Origin of the sequence: Streptococcus sp. 2022WUSS083, assembly GCF_044427155.1 — a bacterium.
Taxonomy (GTDB): domain Bacteria; phylum Bacillota; class Bacilli; order Lactobacillales; family Streptococcaceae; genus Streptococcus; species Streptococcus hashimotonensis.
In genome coordinates, this window is record NZ_JAOTGK010000005.1 from 50,817 (window position 1) to 74,404 (window position 23,588).

At 44.4% G+C, this 23,588-nt stretch carries 20 protein-coding genes; 3 read left to right on the forward strand and 17 right to left on the reverse strand.

All coding sequences use genetic code 11. The features are described from left to right. Positions 1–23: 23 nt before the first annotated feature. From ODU41_RS07540 to adhE, 14 genes are all read right to left on the reverse strand, one after another. Positions 24–1,361: a PFL family protein gene (locus tag ODU41_RS07540; RefSeq protein WP_024389751.1), complete on the reverse strand. Its 1,338-nt coding sequence runs from the start codon at positions 1,359–1,361 to the stop codon at positions 24–26. 11 nt (positions 1,362–1,372) lie between these two features. Then, on the reverse strand, positions 1,373–1,639 hold the full coding sequence (locus ODU41_RS07545; RefSeq protein ID WP_011921874.1) for an ACT domain-containing protein: 267 nt from the start codon (positions 1,637–1,639) through the stop codon (positions 1,373–1,375). A 90-nt stretch (positions 1,640–1,729) separates the two neighbouring features. Further along, complete coding sequence (fni, locus tag ODU41_RS07550) at positions 1,730–2,827, reverse strand: type 2 isopentenyl-diphosphate Delta-isomerase (RefSeq protein ID WP_105115268.1); 1,098 nt, start codon at positions 2,825–2,827, stop codon at positions 1,730–1,732. A 10-nt stretch (positions 2,828–2,837) separates the two neighbouring features. Then, positions 2,838–3,917, reverse strand: coding sequence for a phosphomevalonate kinase (locus ODU41_RS07555; RefSeq protein ID WP_074391405.1), 1,080 nt, complete (start codon positions 3,915–3,917; stop codon positions 2,838–2,840). A 1-nt stretch (position 3,918) separates the two neighbouring features. Next, on the reverse strand, positions 3,919–4,944 hold the full coding sequence (mvaD, locus tag ODU41_RS07560) for a diphosphomevalonate decarboxylase (RefSeq protein WP_074391404.1): 1,026 nt from the start codon (positions 4,942–4,944) through the stop codon (positions 3,919–3,921). Continuing rightward, a complete protein-coding gene (mvk, locus tag ODU41_RS07565) occupies positions 4,937–5,872 on the reverse strand; it encodes a mevalonate kinase (RefSeq protein ID WP_074391403.1) in 936 nt (311 codons plus the stop codon). The genes mvaD and mvk overlap by 8 nt, the downstream gene beginning before the upstream one ends. Positions 5,873–6,119: 247 nt before the next feature. Further along, positions 6,120–7,397: an MATE family efflux transporter gene (locus tag ODU41_RS07570; RefSeq protein WP_398578848.1), complete on the reverse strand. Its 1,278-nt coding sequence runs from the start codon at positions 7,395–7,397 to the stop codon at positions 6,120–6,122. Positions 7,398–7,402: 5 nt separating this feature from the next. After that, positions 7,403–8,830: an ABC transporter ATP-binding protein gene (locus ODU41_RS07575; RefSeq protein ID WP_313680607.1), complete on the reverse strand. Its 1,428-nt coding sequence runs from the start codon at positions 8,828–8,830 to the stop codon at positions 7,403–7,405. Then, complete coding sequence (locus tag ODU41_RS07580) at positions 8,794–9,453, reverse strand: energy-coupling factor transporter transmembrane component T (RefSeq protein WP_398578849.1); 660 nt, start codon at positions 9,451–9,453, stop codon at positions 8,794–8,796. Before ODU41_RS07580 ends, ODU41_RS07575 begins: the two co-directional genes overlap by 37 nt. Then, positions 9,450–10,043: an MptD family putative ECF transporter S component gene (locus ODU41_RS07585; protein WP_011921864.1), complete on the reverse strand. Its 594-nt coding sequence runs from the start codon at positions 10,041–10,043 to the stop codon at positions 9,450–9,452. The genes ODU41_RS07580 and ODU41_RS07585 overlap by 4 nt, the downstream gene beginning before the upstream one ends. Beyond that, positions 10,044–11,705 (reverse strand): ABC transporter ATP-binding protein, encoded by a 1,662-nt coding sequence (locus tag ODU41_RS07590; RefSeq protein ID WP_398578850.1) that lies wholly within the window; start codon positions 11,703–11,705, stop codon positions 10,044–10,046. Beyond that, the gene (locus ODU41_RS07595; RefSeq protein WP_398578851.1) at positions 11,698–13,455 is read right to left on the reverse strand and encodes an ABC transporter ATP-binding protein/permease; all 1,758 of its coding nucleotides are present in this window, start codon (positions 13,453–13,455) and stop codon (positions 11,698–11,700) included. The genes ODU41_RS07590 and ODU41_RS07595 overlap by 8 nt, the downstream gene beginning before the upstream one ends. A 127-nt stretch (positions 13,456–13,582) precedes the next feature. Beyond that, positions 13,583–15,067 carry a threonine synthase gene (gene thrC / locus ODU41_RS07600; protein ID WP_074391398.1) on the reverse strand — a complete coding sequence of 495 codons (1,485 nt, stop codon included), beginning with the start codon at positions 15,065–15,067 and terminating at the stop codon, positions 13,583–13,585. A 357-nt stretch (positions 15,068–15,424) separates the two neighbouring features. Then, positions 15,425–18,076 (reverse strand): bifunctional acetaldehyde-CoA/alcohol dehydrogenase, encoded by a 2,652-nt coding sequence (gene adhE, locus ODU41_RS07605; protein WP_074391397.1) that lies wholly within the window; start codon positions 18,074–18,076, stop codon positions 15,425–15,427. Positions 18,077–18,528: 452 nt separating this feature from the next. Between adhE and adhP the strand changes: the two genes are divergently transcribed. Beyond that, positions 18,529–19,554: an alcohol dehydrogenase AdhP gene (gene adhP / locus ODU41_RS07610; protein WP_024408509.1), complete on the forward strand. Its 1,026-nt coding sequence runs from the start codon at positions 18,529–18,531 to the stop codon at positions 19,552–19,554. 81 nt (positions 19,555–19,635) lie between these two features. On the opposite strand, the gene hisS is transcribed toward adhP, so the two are convergent. Next, positions 19,636–20,919: a histidine--tRNA ligase gene (hisS, locus tag ODU41_RS07615; protein ID WP_398578852.1), complete on the reverse strand. Its 1,284-nt coding sequence runs from the start codon at positions 20,917–20,919 to the stop codon at positions 19,636–19,638. 274 nt (positions 20,920–21,193) lie between these two features. Between hisS and rpmF the strand changes: the two genes are divergently transcribed. After that, complete coding sequence (rpmF, locus tag ODU41_RS07620; RefSeq protein WP_002937589.1) at positions 21,194–21,376, forward strand: 50S ribosomal protein L32; 183 nt, start codon at positions 21,194–21,196, stop codon at positions 21,374–21,376. A 15-nt stretch (positions 21,377–21,391) separates the two neighbouring features. Continuing rightward, entirely contained in the window at positions 21,392–21,541 is a 150-nt protein-coding gene (rpmG, locus tag ODU41_RS07625; RefSeq protein ID WP_002262412.1) for a 50S ribosomal protein L33, read from the forward strand. 185 nt (positions 21,542–21,726) lie between these two features. Here the strand turns inward: rpmG and ODU41_RS07630 are convergent, their stop codons facing one another. Further along, on the reverse strand, positions 21,727–22,467 hold the full coding sequence (locus ODU41_RS07630; protein WP_074391395.1) for a type II toxin-antitoxin system RelB/DinJ family antitoxin: 741 nt from the start codon (positions 22,465–22,467) through the stop codon (positions 21,727–21,729). Between the two features lie 458 nt (positions 22,468–22,925). Beyond that, positions 22,926–23,471, reverse strand: a complete 546-nt coding sequence (locus tag ODU41_RS07635; protein WP_074391394.1) for an ABC-three component system protein — start codon at positions 23,469–23,471, stop codon at positions 22,926–22,928. Positions 23,472–23,588: the final 117 nt, after the last annotated feature.

Sequence of the window (23,588 nt, forward strand, 5' to 3'; positions counted from 1 at the left end):
CTTGTCGCAATCGGTTTACGTTTTTAGTTCTTAAAACTATGAATCGGTGCTGGAATTTGTCCGCCACGGTTGATAAAATCCACAGACGAAGCCTGATTGACCTTCATGACAGGGGCTGTTCCCAGAAGCCCACCAAATTCAATCATGTCCCCTTCTTTTCCAAGTGGAATAATACGGACCGCAGTGGTTTTCTGGTTGATAACCCCAATGGCCGCCTCATCCGCAATCATAGCCGCGATAGTTTCAGCAGGCGTTGTTTCTGGAATGGCAATCATATCCAAACCTACAGAACAGATGGCCGTCATAGCTTCCAATTTTTCAAGGTTGAGCGACCCATTTTGCACCGCTGCAATCATGCCCTCGTCCTCAGACACAGGGATAAAGGCACCTGACAAGCCACCGACTTGGTTGCAGGCCATAACTCCACCCTTTTTCACTGCGTCATTGAGCAGAGCAAGGGCAGCGGTCGTTCCGTGCGTACCTACAGTTTCTAAGCCCATTTCCTCCAAAACCCGTGCCACTGAGTCGCCAACCGCTGGCGTCGGGGCAAGGGACAGGTCCACGATACCGAACTTGACACCCAGGCGTTCGCTAGCCATATTGCCGACCAACTGACCGATACGGGTAATCTTGAAGGCCGTCTTTTTGACGGTTTCTGCCACCACATCAAAACTCTCGCCACGCACTTTTTCAAGGGCACGCTTGACCACACCAGGCCCAGACACACCGACATTGATAACCACATCCGCCTCGCCGACACCATGGAAGGCACCAGCCATGAAAGGATTGTCCTCGACCGCATTGGCAAAGACCACCAGCTTGGCCGCCCCCATATCAGAAGCCTCCGCCGTCTCCTTGATGATCCGCCCCATGTCCCGCACAGCCGTCATATTGATACCCGTCTTGGTCGAGCCGATATTGACTGACGAGCAGACCTTAGAGGTTTGGGCCAATGCCTGCGGAATGGAGTTGATGAGGATTTCATCACCTTTTTGGTAGCCCTTTTGAGCGAGAGCTGAAAAACCTCCGATAAAATCGATGCCGATCTCATGAGCCGCCTTGTCCAAGGCATGAGCCAGGGGAAGATAATCCGTGGCATCTGTCGCCGCCCCAATCAAAGCAATAGGCGTCACCGATACCCGTTTGTTGACAATGGGAATACCCAATTCTGCCGCAATCTCATCGCCGACTGCTACCAAGTTCTTGGCCTTGGTGACAATTTTGGTATACACTTTCTCCGCAGCTTTTTCAATATCCGCATCAATACAGTCCAAGAGGGAAATTCCCATGGTGATGGTCCGAATATCGAAATTCTGCTCCTCAATCATTTCAATGGTTTCTCTAACCTGTCTAATATCCATGGAATCTCTCCTTACAAGTTGTGCATGGCATCAAAAATCGCCGCACTTTGAATGTTGATTTTTACATTCAAAGCCTGACCGTAGGCTTCTAGTTCTGCACGAAGCTTGGTGAAATCTTTCTTCTCATCTGATGACACCACCGCCATCATGGTAAAATACTCATCCAAAACAGTCTGAGAAATATCATCAATATTGAGTCCCAACTCCGCAATCTTAGTTGCAACACCAGCAACAATTCCTGACTTGTCCTTACCGACAACTGTAACAATAGCTTTCATCTGAACACCTCTTCTAAATTTTCATTTATTTTATCATAAATATGCAGAAAAAGGTAGAAATCATCTAGTTTCTACCTCTAACGTACCTATTTATTTTATTAATTGTGACCGACGGGCATAGGCTTTCCAGTCAATCCCACGCGCTTCGCACCAGTTTTGTACATTTGGAGCCAAGACCAAATCTTTCTGACGGAGTTCCGCAATATTCTTAGCACCCAGCATGGTCATGATTTCAGCCATCTGCCATTGATAAGTCTTAATAGCCTGCAGGCCGTCATCAAAACGATGCCCCTTACCATCCTTGACATACTGAAGGAAATGATTGGACATACCAACAAGGTCTGCACCGAGGGCCAATGATTTGACAATATCTAGTGGTGTCTTAATACCACCAGATGCAATCAGACTTGGGCGAACTTCTTCAGGAACAGACATGGCTTCCACCAAGGATGTCACAGTTGACTGCCCCCAACCTTCTAAATAGGCATAATCATTGAAGGTCCGACGGGCATTTTCAATCTTGGCGAAATCCGTCCCCCCAGTCCCAGACACATCAATGGTCGTGACACCGACAGAAGCCAGCTGGGCAACCGTTTCTCGGCTCATGCCAAAACCAACTTCCTTGACGATGACCGGTACTTCCATCTCCCGCACTAGGGTTTCAATATTCTTCAACCACATGGTAAAATCACGGTCTCCCTCAGGCATGACAATCTCCTGGGGTGCATTGACATGGATTTGGATGGCATTGGCCTCCAACAAATCCACCGCCCGCTTGGCATTCTCAACACTGTGGTGGGCACCTAGATTGGCAAAAATAATGCCATAAGGATTTTCCCGACGCATAACGGAGAAGGTTTCCGCAACTGACGGATCCTTGATCGCCGCACTAACCGAACCTGAAGCCAGAGCAATCTTCCCAAAATGCCCCATAATTCCCAAGAGGCGATTGATTTCTCGCGTCTTTTTGCTTCCACCAGTCATAGCATTGATGAAGAAAGGAAAGGCAAAGTCCAAACCAGCTACACTGGTCGAAATATCCACTTCATCCACCTTGGTTTGAGGTAGGGAATGATGGACAAACAAGGTCTCCGTAAAGTCCTTGGCCGGTGTGGCACTATATTGCTGGTTGGCCAAGCCAACGTGTTGATCCTTGCGGTCTAAACCAAATTCTCCTAGATAAAACATAGGGTTCTCCTTATTCTCTACTTGTGATCTTTAGTTGGAGTGGAAGAATGCCGGCTTGTTGCCAAGCCTTCTCAATCGCTACTTTTTGTTCCTTACTGTCTACCAAGCAAATGCCGCAGTCACCACCGCCTGCACCAGATGATTTGGCCACCGCTCCATAAGTCTGGACCAGGTCACAGAGTTGGCTCAGTCGAGGCGTTTCAATGACCAAGCCCATCCTTCTCGCAAAGTCTTGTAAGAGCTTGCGGTTTTGAGCAATGGCCTGTCTTACTGACGCTGAGTCATTTGTCTGACAAGCTACTATCAACTGCTCTACACAGGTCTTGGAGTCGGCTAGAAACTGGCTATGAATGTGCTCTTTTTCTGCCTGACTTTTTTGGCTTTCCATCTGGGAAACCAATCGATCTGTCGAAGCCGCCGACCCTGTCCAACCAACCAAGAGGTCTAAGCCTTCAGGTAGCTGGATGGAGCTGATGAACAAACCCTGCCAATCACTTTCTACCAGATCAAGCAGGGACAGCTCTGCCATTTTCCCTAAAAGCCAAGAACGGTCCAGGGAATGATAGGCGATTAAACCACCAAAACTGGAAGCCGCCAAGTCACCGAAGGACCCCGTCATACCTAGCTTGGTCTGGGCCAAAGCTGCCAGCTTGTAGGTCAGGAGGGCATCTGGTCGGTGACCGTAGTAGGTTAGCAGGGCCTTGACCGTCGCAACCGTCACTGCCCCTGACGACCCCAAGCCATACTTGGCACCTGAAGTCTGGTCATCCAGATCAGATTGGACCGCTAGGCTGTAGGTTGCTTGACAGGACTGACCTTTGGCTGTCAGATAGGCTTCTGTCACCTGCATGGCTGTCTCAATCAGAGCATAAGGATGGTCACCTTGGACATGAACGACACCTTCCTGACGCTCCCAGGTCAGATAGAGGTCTGCTTGCTGGCTGGAGTGAAGAAGACCGTGGTCACTTGTTTCAATGGTGACAGTCAGGTATTGGTCAAGGGCCGCAATCACTGCGGGATAGCCTGCCTCGACAACTGCGTATTCCCCTGCTAGAAAGAGTTTTCCAGGTATCTTTACTTGTACTTTCATGCTACAAGCCCTTCTCAAACGTTGCTTGCGAAGCCTGCCACTCGTCTTCGCTGAGGACGTAGGCAGCAGGACCAGGCTTGCTGGTAATGATTTTCTCTCTTGGGAAGACTTTGGCCAATTCAGCTACTAGCTCATCCATTTGACTTGCCCGGCAGAGGACCTTGACATTCGGTCCTGCATCCATAGTCATGTAGGCTGATAAGCCACTTTCCTCACGAACCTGACGGACTGCTTCTTGGGCCACTAGACTATCCGCTGACCAGTAGGTAAATGGCGGATTGGCAGAAAGCGTCGTTGCATGCATTTTCATGCCGTTGTGTTCTGTGATTTGACCAAGTTTTTCAAAATCACGGCCGGCAATAGCTGCCTTGATGTCCACCAAGTCTTGTTTGGCGGTTTCTACCCAGGCGGAATAAAATGGCGAGGTAGCAACCGTGTGGTCCATTCCCTCTCGGCTGGCAATCTTTTTCGGTCCAGTGTTGACGGCTAAGACGACCATGGCAATATCCCAATCGGCATCGTCAATGGGATGAGCCATAGAATCTTCCGAACCCGTTCCCATATCCCACTCGACAAATCCACCGAATAGGCTACGTGTGCTAGAGCCAGAACCCCTGCGAGCAAGGGTTGATAGGGTGGCTGGTGACAAATCTAAATCCAAGGCAGTTGCGGTTGCAAGTGCAAGTGCTGCGAAGGCTGATGCTGAGCTGGCCAAACCAGCCGCAGTCGGAACAAAATTTAGACTTTCCACTCGGGCAAATGCCCTTTCACCTATATATTCGCAAAACAAATCCAAAAATCGAGAAATTTTTAAAATTTCTTTTTCTTTTTGTAAGATTCCGTTGAGATAGAACTCATCAGCAGTTAATTCTGGGTCAAAAACGACCTTGGTATCAGTATAAAATGCGTCAAGGGTCAGAGATAGACTGGAATTCATGGGTAGGAATAATTCCTTATCTCGTTTTCCCCAGTATTTAATCAAGGCAATATTGGTATGGGCACGAGCTATGCCTGTTTGTTTAGTCATTGGTTTCTCCTAAGTACTGTATCCAGGTTTGGCGGGCACCTGCTTGGTCAAGGATGTGTGCAAGATTTTGGGCATCCTGGGCTGTTCTTGCCAGGGCAATCATGCAGCCACCTCGGCCGCCACCAGTTAATTTGGCTCCGAGAGCTCCATTTTCTTGGGCAAGGCTGACTAGCTTATCCAGGCTAGGATCAGACACGCCTAATTTTTGCAGAAGGGCATGAGCTTGGTTCATTCTGCTGCCTAGAAGCTCTGCCTGGTCTGTGGCTAAATCTTCCTTGGCCTGTCGGGTCAAGTTACCCAGTTCTTCTACTAGCTTGATAGCCTCTGGCTTTTTCTCCAACAAATCCGCCACGTCTGAAATGGCTTCTAAGGTGTTTCCCGTCACGCCTGTATCAGCCACTACCAAGTGGGAACGGAGTTTCAGCTCCAAGGGTTCGATGGGCTGGTGCTTGATAAAGAAGACGGGGGACTTGCCGCTGGTGGTCGCCGCATCTATGCCTGATGGATTGCCGTGAGCAATTTTTTCCGAAGATTGGACGACGTCCCAGAGTTCGCTGTCGGTCAGTTCTTTCTTATAGTAGGCAAAGAGGGCGCGTGCTACTGCAACTGCCACAGCTGCACTGGAACCCATGCCTCGCTCGGCAGGAATGGTGGAACTAATCTCAATATGGATCGCTGGGTCTGTCGGCGCACCAATACGATAGAGCGAAAAACGAATGGCATGCTTGAGACTTTCCCAGATTTTTGGCATCTTGTGAACCAGCCCTTCATAGAAGTCACAAGCAACAGTCAGCGCTTCCCCTTGAGCAGTTACCTGAGCAATAATTTCAACAGCAGAAAAAGGCATAGCAATTGCTGGTTGCCCATAGACCACCGCATGCTCTCCCATCAAAATGATTTTCCCATTTGCTTTTCCTACTACCGACATACTTTTCTCCTTATACAATCACTACTATTATACCACTTTTACATAAGAATAAAACACACGAAAACAGCCGACCACGGCCGACTGTTCTCTAGGAGATTATATGAAAAAGATATGCCAGCCGTTTGAGCTTTAGCTCTTACGGATGACGATACTGAATGAAATTCAGTAAAGTTGTTCGCTATTTCTAGCTTGAATATAGTATATGGCTACTAACTTAAAAGAAACTGAAAGTTTTCTTAGCCTTATCTTAAATTGATTCTTGTTTTGAATACCTATACTGAAAAAATAGCACCCCTGCTCGGAAGGCATTATCTAAAATCGTTGCAATCCAAATGGCTGACAAACCGATTTTAAAAAATGTTACAAGTAAATAAGCTATTCCAATCCGCACTAGCCACATACCGATAGTTGTGGCATAAAAGGGTAATCTAGCATTTCCTAAACCTTGCCACAGAGCTGTCAAAATAAGAGTACCAGCTGTAAAGGGAACTCCCAACATGGCATAAAATAATACTGTTTGACTAGCTTGTGCTGCTTGAATATCCTTAGTATAAAGATCGATTAGGAAAGGACCCGCAAAATAAGTCACACCAGCTACCAAAAACATAAACAGCAAAGAAAGGCCAAAGCTTGTTCGAAAAATATGTCGGACCATAGCCTTATCCTGTCTGTGTTTCGCTGTAAGGATGATTGTCGCGGTAGCAATCCCTAAAGCCGGCATATAATTAAACTGCGTCAGGGTTTCTCCAATCGCATTTCCAGCTACCGTCGCTGTTCCTAAGCTGGTAATCAAAGCTACGACTACCACATCTCCCACCCGCATCATCAACCGTTCACCAGTTGCTGGCAGGGCAAGTCTAAGCAGTTCTTTATCAAAGGACCAGGTCCATGGTTTTAAAGAAATTGGTAAGCGAGACCAAAGCAGGCTACAACCAATCAATCGCGATAATACCGTTCCAATCGCAACCCCAGCTACACCTGCATGAAGCACAAAGACTGCAAATGCTGAAAATAGTGCATTTAAAATGTTAGAAAACAGGCTGATATACATAGAAAAACGTGTTTCCCCCAAGGTTCGTAAGATTGCACTCAAACTTGTCATAAGTCCCAAAAAAAGCGCTCCCCCACCAACCAATATCAAATAAAGACCTCCAGCCTGTACCACTTCTGACTCTGCCCCCAAGCTAGTAAGTACTATTGGACCTGCCAGAACTGAAAAAATCCCTAAAAGAAGACCGATAAAAACTGTAAACTTGACACTTTCACTAGCAGTTCCTCCAATGCCTTCTGAGTCCTCTTCACCCAAAGTCTGAGCCAAACGAGAAGACACCGCTGCTGCTAGGGCAATAAAAACCGCCTGATAGACGACTAAAATATTATTAGCAAGGGAAACTCCAGACAAAGCTACGATGCCAATACTGGCTACTAGATAAGAGTCTACTACTCCCATTAACATCTGGAGAAGGTTTTCCCCCATGGCTGGAAAGGCAATGGTTAAAATTTCTTTATAGGTTTGTTTGTTCATAATCTCTATTTCAACTGTTTAATATCTACTATTTTATCACAAACAAGATTCAATAGCTCTTCATCGTGAGAAATTAACAAAACCAACTTATTCTTCATTTTTAAGTCTACTAAAGCAGAAGCAACTTGTTGCATTCGTCTCAAATCCAAACCGCTCGTCGGTTCATCAAAAATGAAAATTTCCTTATCTGCCAGTAAGCTGGCCACTATCATCACGCGCTGTTGTTCACCACCCGATAAACTGACCGGATGCCTCTCCAACAAGTCCGATAGACCAAAACGAGCTACCAAATGTTCATCGACAGCTCTATTTTTCCTTCCAAGAGTAAGTTCTCGCCTAACACTTTCCGCAAATAGTTGGAGGCGAACATCCTGCATAACAAAGGCTGTTTTTTCCAATCTCTGGCGACCAGACAAGGTTTGACCTTGCCAAGAAATCCTACTCTTCTTATCTTCCGCTAAACCGACCAGATAACGAGCAAGGCTTGTTTTTCCAGAACCATTCGATCCAACCAAACCCACCACCTGTCCTGGTGCCAAGCAAAGCTTTTCAATCTTGTAGAGAGTATTCTCTTTCTGACTTACCGATAAATTTTCAACAAGTAACCCCTCTTTATCATTAACAAACTGGTCCGCCAGCTCCGCTATTGCCCGCCCATAAGGCTCCGAGTCATAACAACGCAGTCCCATATCCTGACGGCATTCTTCTGTCCGACTTAAAAACTCATCTGCTAGATAATCCGTCACCACTTGCCCATCTTGAAAATATAAATAGCGATCTGCCAACTGACTGAGATAAGACAGTCTATGCTCGGCAATAATGATGGTCTTTCCTTGGCTTTTTAAAGTTTTCAAGATGTCCTGTACAATCGCAATCCCTTCCTGATCTAGGTTGGCAGTCGGCTCATCTAAAACCAAGACTTCTGTCCCTTGCATGGCTGCAACAGCCAAGGCTAGACGTTGTTGCTGACCACCTGATAGGCTGGAAATCGTTCGCTGGCTAAGAGAAGCCAAACCAAATAATTCCATAACCCAAGCCAGGCGATTCTCGATTTCTTCTCTTGACAAACCCTGATTTTCACAAGGGAAAACCAATTCCTGCAAGACCTGACTATGAAAAAATTGAGTAGACGGATGCTGAAAGACTGAAGCAATGTGCCGAGATGTTTCTTCCAGACTAGATTTTTGTAAATCCAAGTTCCCTAAGAAAATTTGTCCCGAAAGCTGAGCAGGATAATATTCTGGCGTCAAACCATTCAGTACCTTGAGAAAACTAGACTTCCCAGAGCCACTCTGCCCACATAAAACAACACACTGGCCTTCTGGAATGGTCAAATCCTCTATCTGCAAGGCTGGTTTATCTGCCCCTGAATAAGTTAATGCTACATTTTTTACCGTCACAGCCGGACGAGAATCAGAAAAACGAGACAACATAAGCAAAGACTCCAATCTAGCACGGTCCAAGACGACCGAATATATGCAGGTGATTTTGTAGATACAGCCAAACCTTTTGCCAGACTGGCTACTGTCAATTCCTGAGCTGTTCGCAAGAGAGACATCATCAAGGGAACCAAGAAAAACTCCATGTACTGGAGTGGCTTACAAACCACATCTCTCTTCCGTAAAAAAATTCCTCTAACCTTCAAAGAGGCACAAATCGTACGAGCATCCTGTTTAATGGCAGGTAGGAAACGAAACATTACTCCCAACGTCAAAAGAAATACCTCTGGCAACCGCCATTTCCGCAAGCCATGAATGAGTTCGTAACCACTTGTCGTCATCAGTAATAGATGTCCTGCCAAAAGCGGAGGCCATGTATAGGTCAATACAAGCAACAAATGCGTCAGCCATGCTGGTAAAAATGTAATATAGGACAACAGACAAAAAATAGAATAGGCTATCGGACTCATTATAGCCATTTTCCGCTTGCCAGAAAACCAGAAAAGCAGGCTAAGACCTAAGACCAGCACTGCATTTTCTAATATTGTAAGCCTCATCCCATAGGTAAAACTAGTGAAGATGACGAGAATAATTTTTGTACGAGCATCTAATTTCATGAAAGATAACCTGATTGTTTAAAATAGCGCTGAAGCATATATTGACCAAACAAACCACTGATAAGAGCTGTTAAGATAATGGTCGTTGACAACCATAGCACATTCTCTGGAGTGAAATCAAGCATGACACGAGCGATGTATTCTGCTGATTTTCCACGTGCCAAAAGATTGGCCTCATAGGCATCTCGCATGAACCACATAAGAATAATAGGTCCTAAGTTTCCAAAAGAGAAAATGATATAGCTAAAAAGATTGGTCCATTTTTGTTTATAGTGACCTGACTTCGCTACCATTTCTGCCAAAAAACCAAAGGTCAAACTTGGGAGAAAGGCCGCTGTCATATAGCCTGATAGGAAAAAGAAACAGGCCATTACTGCTCCAACCAGACTAATTGAACCAAATTTACCAACCTTGGCTACCAATAACATATAAACAGGGCCTGCCAAAAGTGCTGCTCCAGCAGGTGCATACATCATATTGCCCGAACGATCAAAAACCAAGCTCAACAAGGTTCCTAGACCAACACAAACAAAGTAGAGGGCAGCAAAAGCCCCTGTTACCATCAGATCTTTTACTTGTAATTTCTTCATTTATTTTTCCTTTACTAATTGTCCGTCTTCCAAGCGGAAAATGGTATCCGCACAAGCCATGGTCGAGCTTCTATGGGAAATCAAGAAGACCATGCCCTGACAATGTTCCTTAACCAGCTGGATAAAGCGGGCTTCATTGAGCGAATCTAGGTTACTAGTTGGCTCATCAAAGATATAGCAATCCGCATTTTTGAGCAGGGCCCGCATGAGTTCCAAGCGTTGCCCCTCTCCTACTGAAAAATCACCGGCCTCCACAAGCGTATCCAAGCCCTGCGGTGCTGCCAAAATCCGTTCTTTCATGTGGCATTTTTCTGCCAAGTCCATGATGGTTTCATCCGACACATCCGTCCGTCCCAAGAGGAGATTTTCCCGAATGGTCTGGCGGAAGATTTGCGGCACCTGTGGTACATAGGCAAAAGACCCCTGCAAATGTGCCTTATCTACCTGCCGACTATCCAAGCCAGACAGGCGGATTTGGCCTTGCTGCCAGTCATACCACCGCATGATTAGTTTCATCAAGGTGGATTTTCCTGCACCGGACTCACCGACCAAACCAATAATACCACCCTGTTCAAACTGGACAGACAGGTTACGATAGAGCCCTGTTTCTCGGTCATCATAGTCGAAGTCCAGTTGCTCAATGGCAATGTCTTTCACGCTGACCTCAACCAAGTCACCTGTTCGCTCTGCTTCTTTTTCATCCAAAAGAGCATAGATATTGCGGCCGGCATTCATAGCCCGCTTGAAACCAAGTGGCAAACGGCTGAGCTCCAAGAAGGGAGCAAAGGAGCTAGTGAAAGAAACCAGGAGGGCTACTCCTGTCGCTAAGTCCAAACTCTGACTGCCAACCAAGTCGAAGGTCAGCCAGGCAAAGCCCATGATAGACAAGCCCACCACCAAGAAGGAAACGGCATACTGCATGAAGTTAGTTTGAGCGACCTTTCGCTCCTGACCATTGACCTCTTGGCTTTTCTGCGTCAGCTTGGCAAAACGAGCATCTGTCTGCTGGAACTGCATCAGGTCCTTCATGCTCTTGAGACTTTCAATAAAGTAGGAAACATAGCCCTTACGGCTAGCATTTTGCTCCTTGAGCAAGGGCTGTAACTGCTGAGCAAAACGATTTGGAATAGCAATCGCCAAAAGGGCATAAGTCACCAGAGCCAATAGAGCCATACCCCAGCTGGATAACCCAAAATAGACTGTCAAACCAAGAGCCACCAGAATCCCTGTACAAATCGGAGCAATGGTGTGGGCAAAGAAAACCTCCAAGGCCTCAATGTCCTCCCCAATCATCTTAAGCAGGCTACCGCTGTCCTGTCGATCCAATTTACCAGGAGCCAGGGCCCGCAATTTTGCAAAAATCAAACGACGGTAAGCCGCTAGGGTATGAAAGGCCACATAATGACCAAAGTAGTGCTCACCATAGCGGAAGGCACCACGTAAAAGCGCTAGGAGAATGAGGATTCCCAAGGTCCATAGCGGGGCAGGATTGCCAGTAAGGGCATTGAAAGCCAGATAGACCAGCATAACTGGAATAGCAATGGTCACCACCTGTCCCAAGACCGCAAAGCAAACCGCCACCGCAATCCGTGGCAAGAGGTGCTTCATGGACTGCAAGAGTCTCGGAATCAGCACACTTGTTGGCATTTCTTTCTTATCCATAAACGGCTTCCTCCAATTCTCTTTGTTGATCAACCAGCTGACCATAAGCCAAGCTAGTCCGATAAAGCGTGGCATGGTTGCCTGTCACAGCTCCTTGGGCAGACAGGAAGAGGATGTCATCTGCCTGCTTCACTTGTTTCATCTTATGGGTAATGATGATGACAATCGCATCCTTGGCCACCAAGTTAATGAGGTCGTAAATCAAACCTTCATTGTCCTGATCGACGCTGGACGTCACCTCGTCAAAGATATAAAGGGAGCGTTTGGTCAAGACCGCACGGGCACAGATGACCTGCTGGCGTTGACCAGGCGACAAGAAGGCACCGTCATCACCCACAATCGTATCCAAACCGTCTGGCAGATTCTTAACAAACTGCAAGACCCCATGCTGATCTGCCCAATCCAAGATGTCCTCCTTGGACCAGTCACAAGCCATGCGTAAATTTTCATAGATTGACTGGTTGAGCAAGGTTGACTGGCCCGACACATAGAGGACCTGCTCATTCAGAGATAACTGACTGACACCTGAAATCTCCTGCTCACCCAAGTAAATAGCTCCCTTATCCGACCGCAAGCGTCCCAAGAGCAACTGGGCCAAGGTCGTTTTCCCCTGCCCTGACTCACCTGCCAAAGCATAGACCTTACCAGCCGTCATGGTCATAGAAATATCTTTTAAGACTGGCTTTTCTCCGTAGGCAAAGGCCAAATCTTCTAGTTTTAGACTGTCAAAAGCAGGCACATGGGCAGCATCGATTTCCTGATCCGCTGTCATACTGTCCAAGAAACCAAAGATGCGATCCGCCATCTTGGTATTCATCATAACCAAGTGCATACCGTAGCCCTGCTCCCGTATGGGTGCAAAAAACTCCGTCGCAATGAGGACAAAGAAGAGCATACTAAAGAGGGACAAATTGCCTGCCGCTAGGCTATTGACCGCCATAAAACCAGACAAGCCAATCCCCAGATACATGACCGCATCCATATAGCCCACCGCTTGCAACTGAAAGCTGAGTAGCTCCATGGTCGCATCGCGGAAGTCCTCGGCCTGCTCATTGAAGGTCTTCTCATAAGTCTCATCCGCCTGATAGGAGTAAAGAGTGTTGAGCCCCTTGAGGTCGTCCAGGAAAAGATTGCCCACATCCATATAGGAACCCCAATAGCGATTCATAATCCGCTTGGACCGCTTCTGCATTGCGATGATGGAAATGGGAATCAGAGGCAAGGCCAAGATGAAAATGACCGCACCCATCGGGAAAATCAGAAAAACCAGCAAGAGAACGGTCGCGCAGTTAAACTGGGTCCGTAAAGAAGAAGCCATGTAGTAGGAATAGTAGGTATCCAGGCTGTCAATCCCCTGTGAAGCGATGTTAAAGACGTCCGCCGCTGTTGCCTTTGATTCAAACTGACCGTCCTTGGCCAAGAGGGCCTCAAAGAAAGACTGCTTAAGTGAATCCCGAGCAAACTGGGAACCCAAGCCCTGCAAACGCTTGGCAATCAAGGCCATACCATAGCCAAAAGCATTGAGCCCCAGCAAGATAAGGACAAACCTTACTAAATCAACCTGCCCACCCTCATAGTAGGTCACAAAGCCCTTAGCAATCAGATAGAAGGAAATAATCCGCATCAAAAATTGTACCCAGGATAGAAAGGCTGCCAAATAGACCAGCTTCATCTTGGGCTTGATACGTTCTTTGAGCCGCTTCAAGAGGGCTTTTTTCTTTTCACGAGAAATTTTTTCTTCTTGTGCCATTGATTACCTCTCTAAAACATATTCCATTATAGTATATCATTCTTTGAATTGTCTGTAAATTTTAATTTTAATAAGAATAAAAAACAAACCACTCAAGATGAGCAGTTTGTCATAAAATGAATCAAAATTAAACACCCAAGTAACGCTCTACTTCAGCCTGCATATCTGCAGCTGCAACAACGGTATTGTGGCGGACTGGTGCAGTTTCCAAGCCGTCCACAGCTGGTGGTAGGGCTACACCTGAAATCTCATGCAATTTGGCAAGGGCTTCAAAGTCAGTCAAGCCTGACTGGCCTGTCACCGCTTCAACCGCAACTACTGGGAACTTGTAAGGACTTGCTGTAGAAGCGATCACTGTCGGAGTTTGGTCACCTGTTTGCTCCACATACTGTTTATAGACAGCTGAGGCAACAGCCGTGTGTGGATCTTCAATGTAGCCTGACTCGTCATAGACACGCTTGATTTCCGCAGCGGTTTCTTCTTCTGTCGCAAAGGCAGCAGCAAAGAGAGATAAGATATCCGCGTCAGCTCCTTGAATGTCATACTGACCAGTTGTGTTCAAAGCTTCCATCAGCTCAGCTGTTTTTGCAGCGTCATTCCCAAAGAGGTGGAAAATCAACCGCTCCAAGTTCGAGGACACCAAGATGTCCATGGACGGACTAGTGGTCACGCGGAAGGTACGGTTCTTGTCGTAAACGCCCGTCGAGAAGAAGTCAGTCAAGACATTGTTGTCGTTGGACGCACAGATGAGCTTGCCAACTGGCAGACCGATCTGCTTAGCATAGTAGGCCGCCAAGATGTTGCCGAAGTTGCCTGTAGGAACGGTGAAGTTGACCTTGTCTCCCGCCGCAATCTCACCAGTCTTAACCAGCTGAGCGTAGGCATAGACATAGTAAACAATCTGTGGCACCAAGCGGCCGATGTTCATGGAGTTGGCTGATGAAAACTGGAGTTTCTTAGCCGCCAACTTGGCACGAAGAGCCTCATCATTGAACATATGCTTGACGTTGGTTTGGGCATCGTCAAAGTTTCCGTCAATGGCCACCACGTGGGTATTAGCCCCTGTCTGCGTGGTCATCTGCAATTCTTGGACCTTAGACACCCCGTCACGTGGGTAGAAAACAATGATTTGCGTGCCAGGAACGTCCGCAAAACCAGCCATAGCCGCCTTGCCTGTATCGCCTGAAGTCGCGGTCAAGATGACAATCTCATTTTCCAAACCGTGCTTTTTAGCCGCCGTCGTCATCAAGTAAGGGAGGATGGACAGAGCCATGTCCTTGAAAGCAATGGTTGAACCTCGGAAGAGCTCCAAGTTGTACTGACCGTTGAGCTTGACAACTGGAGCAATAGCTGGCGTGTCAAACTTGCTGTCGTAGGCATTGTTGATACAGTAGTCCAGCTCGTCTGCCGTGAAATCGTCCAAGAAAGCCGATAAAATCAACTTGGCAACTTCTTGATAAGAAGCGTCTTTAAGAACAGAAAAATCCAAGTCAACTGTTGGAATAGAAATCGGTGTAAACAAACCACCGTCGGTCGCCAAGCCTTGTAAAATCGCCTGACTTGCCGATACAGTATTTTTAGCATCGCGTGTTGATTGATATACTAATGTCATGGTATCCCTCATAAAAAATCTATTTTTTCTATTCTACCATAAATTGACAGAAAATTGTGAAAGATAGATAGAAAAGTCTCTTTTTCTCGGCTAAACCCTAACTTTCCAACCACTTTCGCTTTTTTCAGGATCTCCACCATATTTCTAAACAAACAATCCCCTATTTTTCAATAGAGGATTGTCTTACGATATTTGGAGGCAATTTACCTATAAATCATACTCCATTCAACTGAGCAAGGCTCAGTATACTGACTTGACGCCGAAAAAATTCTAGTCCTAAGCCTTTCTAGGCAGATTGACGAAGGTAGAACTGAAGTTCACCAAGGAAATCTAACGACGAAAGACGACGGAATAGGATTATTTCAAACGACCTGGACGTTCTTTGTAACCGTAGTAGGCGTCTTCGATGATTTCTTGCATGTGGTCAACCATTGCTAGACGTGGGTTAGCTGGTGTACATTGATCTTCGTAAGCAAGAAGAGCCAATTCGCGAGAGTGTTCTTTGAGTTCTTTCTCGTCGATACCTTGTGCTTTCAAGTTCATTTGGATACCGATGCGTTCACCGAGGTCGTAAACTGCTTGTGCGTATGCAGCAACAGCTTCTTCTGGTGTTGAACATGGCAAGCCTAGAAGACGAGCGATGTCTTGGTATTTTTCATCTGCTTTATAGTAGTTGTACTTAGGCCATGTAGCTGTTTTAGCTGGACGAGTACCGTTGTAGCGGATAACGTATGGAAGCAAGATAGCGTTTGTACGACCGTGAACAGTATGGAAACGTCCACCAATCTTATGAGCCATTGAGTGAGAAATACCTAGGAATGCGTTGGCGAAGGCCATACCTGCCATAGTTGATGCGTTGTGCATTTTCTCACGTGATACAAAGTCAGCATTCTTCACTGAGCTTTCAAGGTTTTCAAATACTAGTTTGATAGCTTGAAGTGCTAAACCATCTGTAAAGTCGTTTGCTACTGTTGAAACGTATGCTTCTGTAGCGTGAGTCAATACGTCCATACCAGTATCTGCTGTAACGTGTGCAGGTACTGTCAATACGAGTGCTGGGTCAACGATTGCCACAGTTGGTGTCAATGAGTAGTCAGCGATTGGGTATTTACGGTTGTTTGCTTTATCAGAGATTACGGCGAACGGTGTTACTTCTGAACCTGTACCTGATGTAGTTGGAATCGCGATAAACTTAGATTTCTTACCAAGTTCTGGGAACTTGAAGGCACGTTTACGGATATCCATGAATTTTTGAACTAGGTCATGGAAATCAACTGTTGGTTGTTCGTAGAAGAGCCACATAACTTTGGCAGCATCCATTGGTGAACCACCACCGAGTGCGATGATTGTATCTGGTTTGAAGGTACGCATCAATTCTGTACCTTTATAAACTGTTGTGATGTCTGGATCTGGCTCAACGTCTGAGAAGATTTGGTAAACAACTTTATTACGACGAAGGTCCAATTGTTCGATGATACGATCTAGGAATCCAAGTTCTACCATAGCACGGTCTGTAACGATCATGACACGTTCAACGTCACGACATTTTTGGAGATATTGGATAGAATCACGTTCGAAGTATGTTTTAGAAGGAACTTTAAACCATTGCATATTATTTCTACGTCTTCCTACTTTCTTGATGTTGAGCAAGTTCATAGCACTTACGTTATCACTGATTGAGTTGCGTCCGTAAGAACCACAACCAAGTGTCAATGATGGCAAGAATGCGTTGTAAACATCACCGATACCACCGAAAGTAGATGGAGAGTTCCAAATAACACGGATAGCACGTACGATTGTACCAAACTCTTTCGCCAATTCTGCGTCTTCCGTATGAATAGCTGCAGAGTGACCGAGACCGTGGAATTCAACCATTTGGCGAGCTGCTTCAAGACCTTCTGCACGACCATCAACTTTCAAGACGGCAATAACAGGTGACAATTTCTCACGAGTCAATGGTTCTTTTTCACCGATTTCAGCAACCTCAGCTGCCAAGATGTTTGTACCTTCTGGTACTGAGAAGCCAGCCTGCTCAGCAATCCATGCAGCTGGGCGACCAACGATGTCTGCGTTCAATTTACCTTCTGCACAGTTTTTGCTGTTAGCTTTCACACCGAAGCAGTATTCTTCAAGAAGAGCTTTTTCTTTCTTATTAACGAAGTAAGTTTTGTAAGACTTGAATTCTGCTACAAACTCATCGTAAACTTCTTTATCAATGATAACTGCTTGTTCTGACGCACAGACCATACCGTTGTCAAATGACTTAGACATGACGATATCGTGTGCTGCCTGGCGGATGTTTGCTGATTTTTCAATATAGGCTGGAACGTTACCCGCACCTACACCAAGAGCTGGTTTACCACAAGAGTAGGCCGCACGCACCATTGCGTTACCACCAGTTGCAAGGATTGTTGCAATACCATCATGCTTCATCAATTCAGACGTTGCTTCCATAGATGGTTTTGTTACCCACTGGATACAGTTTTCAGGGGCACCAGCTGCCACAGCTGCTTCATAGACAACACGAGCTGCATGAGCAGAAGATTCTTGTGCAGATGGGTGGAAGGCAAAGACAATTGGATTACGTGTCTTCAAGGCAATCAATGATTTAAAGATTGCTGTAGAAGTTGGGTTTGTTGTTGGTGTGATACCACAAACAACACCAACCGGCTCAGCAATCAAAGTCAAACCTGTTACTTCATCTTCTTCGATAACACCAACAGTTTTCGTGTGGCGCATGTTATTGACAACGTGCTCACAGGCAAACAAGTTCTTAGTAGCCTTGTCTTCGAATACACCACGCTTGGTTTCTTCAAAGGCGTGCATTGCCAATTCACCGTGTTTATCAAGGGCTGCAACCGAAGCTTTCGCTACAATATAGTCTACTTCTTCTTGACCAAGTTTACGGAACTCATCAAGAGCAACCAAACCTTTTTGAACAAGCTCATCGACGTGCTTGCGCGCTTCTACCAACTTTTCTTCTGGTGATACTACTTTTTTATCAGCCATTGTGTTCCTCCAAATATACTCGCTAACTATTTGTTAACTTTTTCACAATGTTATTCTACTATTTTTTATTTTATTTGTAAAGAGAAATTGTTAATTTTTTCACATTTTTTCTGTTTTGTTATAGAAAACGCTTACTTTTTCTCGTTTTCAGAAAACGTTCAGATTTGTTTCTGCTTTGTTTAGTCAAAAAATACATAAAGTAAGACAAATCTTTATAATTTATTCTTTCTCTAACATTTACGATACTAGTTTATCAAGAAAACGCTTCCAAGTAAATAGATTTTTTTGAAAATATTGTAGTAATTACGTGATAATTTTCAATTTCTTATTCATTTGTCCCTTCTTTTCTACTCTTGCATTTTTGTCCACATTGTGATATTCTTAACAATATAAAACAACTATATTAACACATCCAAAAATGTACATAAAATATTAAAACAGGAGGTCTGCTTATGAAAGCAGTCGTTGTAAATCCAGAATCTACTGGTGTTGTCGTTGTCGATAAGGAACTTCGTCCACTCGAAGCTGGTGAGGCTTTGGTCCAAATTGAGTACTGTGGTGTTTGTCACACTGACCTCCACGTTGCCAATGGTGATTTTGGTAAGGTTCCTGGTCGCGTGCTTGGTCACGAAGGAATCGGTATTGTTACAGAAATCGCACCTGGTGTTACCAGTCTAAAAGTCGGTGACCGTGTCAGCGTTGCTTGGTTCTTCCAAGGCTGTGGCATGTGTGAATACTGTACAACCGGTCGCGAAACTCTCTGCCGTACCGTAAAAAATGCCGGCTACTCTGTTGACGGTGGTATGGCTGAGCAATGTATTGTAACAGCAGACTATGCAGTAAAAGTTCCAGAAGGTCTTGATCCAGCTCAAGCAAGTTCGATCACTTGTGCTGGCGTTACTTGCTACAAAGCGATTAAAGAAGCTCACTTGGAACCAGGTCAATGGATTGCTATCTATGGTGCTGGTGGACTCGGAAACCTTGCTGTACAATACGCTAAAAAAGTCTTCAACGCCCATGTTATCGCCGTAGACATCAATAATGATAAATTGGAACTCGCCAAAGAAGTTGGTGCAGATGTGACAATCAACGGACTTGAAGTAGAAGATGTTCCTGGATATATTAAAGAAATTACTGGTGGCGGTGTACACTCTACTGTTGTAACAGCTGTTTCCAAAGTAGCCTTCAACCAAGCTATTGACAGTGTTCGTGCTGGTGGCTATGTGGTGGCTGTCGGACTTCCATCTGAATACATGGACCTCAGTATCGTGAAGACTGTGCTAGACGGTATCAAAGTGGTCGGCTCACTAGTTGGTACTCGTAAAGATTTAGAAGAGGCCTTCCACTTCGGTGCTATGGGACTAGTTGTTCCAGTCGTTCAAAAACGTCCTGTCGAAGATGCCGAAGCAGTCTTTGATGAAATGGCAGCAGGAACTATCCAAGGTCGCATGGTCTTAGACTTCTGCCACTCACACTAATGCGTTCTCCACTATTTTCAAGAAGTGATCATCCAATCGCTTCTTTTTTTGCTTTCTAAAATAAAAAAGAAGCAGCCTAGACTACTGCTTCTCCAATTCTTCTAAAATACTTGCGAAATCTGTTTTGAGTGCTTCCAAGCTTGTTTCAACTTGACTTCTTGTCTGGTTATTTTTAACCACAACCTGTCCAGATTCGATTTCGCTACCACCCAGGGTAATGACGGCCTTGGCACCAAAGACATCTGCTGACTTAAACTGGGCTTTGAGCTTGCGGTCCAGATAGTCACGTTCTGCACGGAAACCTTGTTTGCGGATGGCTTGAACCAACTCAAGCGCTCCGCTATTGGCCTCCTGACCTAAAACCGCGATGTAAACATCTAACTGGGTGTCGAGAGGAAGGTCAATGCCTTGCTTTTCAAGGACTAGGATGAGGCGCTCAATGCCCATACCAAAGCCAAAGGCTGGTGTTTCCGGACCGCCGAAATAGGACACCAAACCGTCGTAACGTCCACCGGCACAGATGGTCAGATCATTGCCTCCCACTTCTGTCATAAACTCGAAAATGGTGTGGTTGTAGTAGTCCAGACCGCGTACCATGTTGGTGTCGATGGTGTAAGCAATACCTAAGCTGTCCAGCATGGACTTGACCGCTTCAAAGTGGGCTGTACTTTCTTCGTCTAGATAGTCCAGGATAGACGGTGCATTTTCCACAGCGACCTTGTCTTCTTTTTCCTTGGAATCCAATACACGCAAAGGGTTTTCTTCCAAACGGCGTTGGCTGTCCTTGGAAAGCTGGTCCTTGAGCGGCGTCAGATAGTCAATCAGGGCCTGGCGATAAGCGGCACGGCTCTCTGGATTGCCCAGACTGTTGAGGTGGAGGCGAATGTCCTTGATTCCCAACTCCTCAAAGAAGTGATAAGCCATGGCAATGGTTTCCACATCTGTTGCTGGGTTGCTAGAGCCAAAGCACTCCACACCAATCTGGTGGAACTGGCGTAGACGACCAGCCTGCGGACGCTCGTAGCGGAACATTGGGCCCATGTAATAGAACTTAGCTGGCTTTTGCACTTCTGGGGCAAAAAGCTTATTTTCTACATAAGAACGGACAACGGGTGCCGTCCCTTCTGGACGGAGGGTGATATGACGCTCTCCCTTGTCATAGAAATCGTACATCTCCTTGGTCACAATGTCTGTCGTATCGCCAACCGAACGGCTGATCACCTCATAATGCTCGAAGATTGGTGTGCGAATCTCAGCGTAATTGTACTGTTTGAAAATGCTGCGGGTAAAGTTTTCCACATACTGCCATTTGGCAGAATCCTGCGGTAGTAAATCCTGTGTTCCTTTAGGTTTTTGAAGTTTCATACTAAAGTATATAAAGCCAACTTATGTCGCCCGAAGTTGTGCTTCTTCCTTTCCAAATTAAGTCTTAAGGGCTCAAACTCTACCAGTCGAGCCTTGCAATCCTCCTTATTTTACCATAAATGCTCTGCTATTTTCCAAAAAAGTGAAAAAAATCTGTCAAGTAACTTTACTTTACAAAAAACTTTTGTTATACTGTTAAAGTTGACGAAAGTCATACGCACTATTTTAGATTTAAAAGGGGCTTAGCCCTGACATTTAATGGAGGAAGAAAGAAATGGCAGTACCTGCACGTCGCACTTCAAAAGCGAAGAAAAACAAACGTCGTACTCACTATAAAGTAGCAGCTCCAACTGTGAAATTTGATGAAACTACTGGAGATTACTCACGTTCACACCGTGTATCTTTGAAAGGATACTACAAAGGACGTAAAATCGCTAAGGCTGCTTCAGCTGAATAATAGAAGGGAGATACCATGCGCGTAAATATTACACTTGAACACAAAGAATCTGGTGAGCGTTTGTACCTTACTTCAAAAAACAAACGTAACACTCCAGACCGTCTTCAATTGAAAAAATACTCACCAAAATTGCGTAAGCACGTGATTTTTACTGAGGTAAAATAAGACAACATACAGAAAGCCTATGAAATCAACGTTTCAAAGGCTTTTTTCTTTTGATTTTAGCAAAATAACTGAATTTTAACTGATTAAAATAAATCAAATAATTATTTCTGCTAAATCTATCATAGCCTGTTCAATCTTATGTTTTCCTTTTTAAGATAGATCTTCTCTAAGCATTCCATAATAGACTATATCACTCTTAAATCAACAAAATGTATCATTTCACCCCAACTTTGTCCTCTACTAATTACTTCAATACCGCATTCTTTAAATGCCAATAGCAATGCTTTCTGTTCCTCAATTTGTTCTGTTCTCCAAAAACCAGCATTCATAAACGCAAGCAATTCAACCTCTCTATCTGCCAAATAGGGCAAAACTGAGTTCATAAATAATTGCACCCTCATACTTGCAGAAATCTGTCTACTAAAAACAAAGTATTCATCTAAAATAGCTACTTTTTCTACATCTTCCAGTAAGTCCGTTTGTGTCAAATGCCATGCAACTAATTCATAATCTCCAGAATCTGCATCTGCAACCATCAATAAATCTTGTTTGATTATATCAATAATTTTCAAGTGAGCCTCTGCCAAATCCACCTCTTCTTCTCCAGAGTACTCATCTAAAAAACCTTTTAATTGGACTATTTCATCTATAACCCCTTCGTCGAATTCGGCATTTCTATAAAATTCCCCTACAATTGAGGGATAAGCCTCTGCAATCATTTCGTCTGACAAAGGTAACATTTTCCCTTCAATCCTATCCAACATATTATCGGATTCTATCCTAATAGGAAATGGAAATCCCTTGTTATTTAGAGACATTTTTAAAAAAATCTTTATAGCTTCGTTTGTCGTTGTTCCTAAGGCTTTAAATAACTTATCCGCTTCGTCCTTCACATAGTCGTCTACACGAACTTGAATGTTTTTCATTATCTTGCTCCTCCGTTCTATTTATGGTTCAATTATAGCACATCGCTTTATTTTATGCAAATACATTTCAAAATAAATGCATTTGCATGATTTGTTTACGTAATCGGACATTCTATAACAAAAGGAACAGAGGATGGAAGCTAGCATTTAAGCAACAACCTAAAACAAACATAGGTAAAGCGACATATATTTTACTAAAAAATGTCAAAAAACACTTCCCAAAATTGAGAAGTGTTTGCGTTGTACGATAATTTGAACAAGCAGATTAACGTTTTGAGAATTTCGCTATTGAAAACGAAGAATTCTCACCCCTTACAAATCCCGCTATATCAACATTTACGAAAATGAAACTTCCATGAAAATGGACTAAAATCCACTGATTTGGATAAAATTGACACCAATTAACACCATAAAATAGACTAGTCAGCTATCTCAATTTCGAGATAGTTTTTCATTCATCAAAGATAATACTCTCTAACATTATTTTTTATTTTTCTTTTTAATTGACTACTCTCATTAAGTTCAAACTTGTTTTCAATTTTTACTACATCATAATTTAAATCAATCACACTATCAATTTCATCATCTGTTAACTTGGTAAGCCTATCTACTATATTTGCTATATCTTGTTCGAGTATTTCTTGATTCAAAATATCTCTTATTGCTGATTCATTTAAGCATTCTTTTTTTATCTTCAATAATTTCTGATAATCTTCTTTAGTGGTATTATAATCTTGGGTTGAATGACAATCTTTACACAAAGCTATCTTATTCTCAAACGACTCTGAATTATTTCCAAGTTTCTCCACATTAATAAGTTCTTTTTGCTGATGTGGAGTTGGACTATTCGGATAAATATGAGCTATCTCATAAAGTTTGTTCCCTTTCTTCTGTCCATTTGGCTGTAAGTCTTTTTTGCATAGTGGACATAAAAAATTCACTTCACGCAGATGACGCTTTACATCTATATCATTTGGTTTCTTTCTCGCAACACAATAACTCATTTTACAAGTCCTCTCCAGATATCATCACTATAATTATATTAGAATTTTTTATCTAACTCAATATCTGATCCAAAATACCCAAAACAAATTCTGAATCATTAATTATGAATGCAAAAA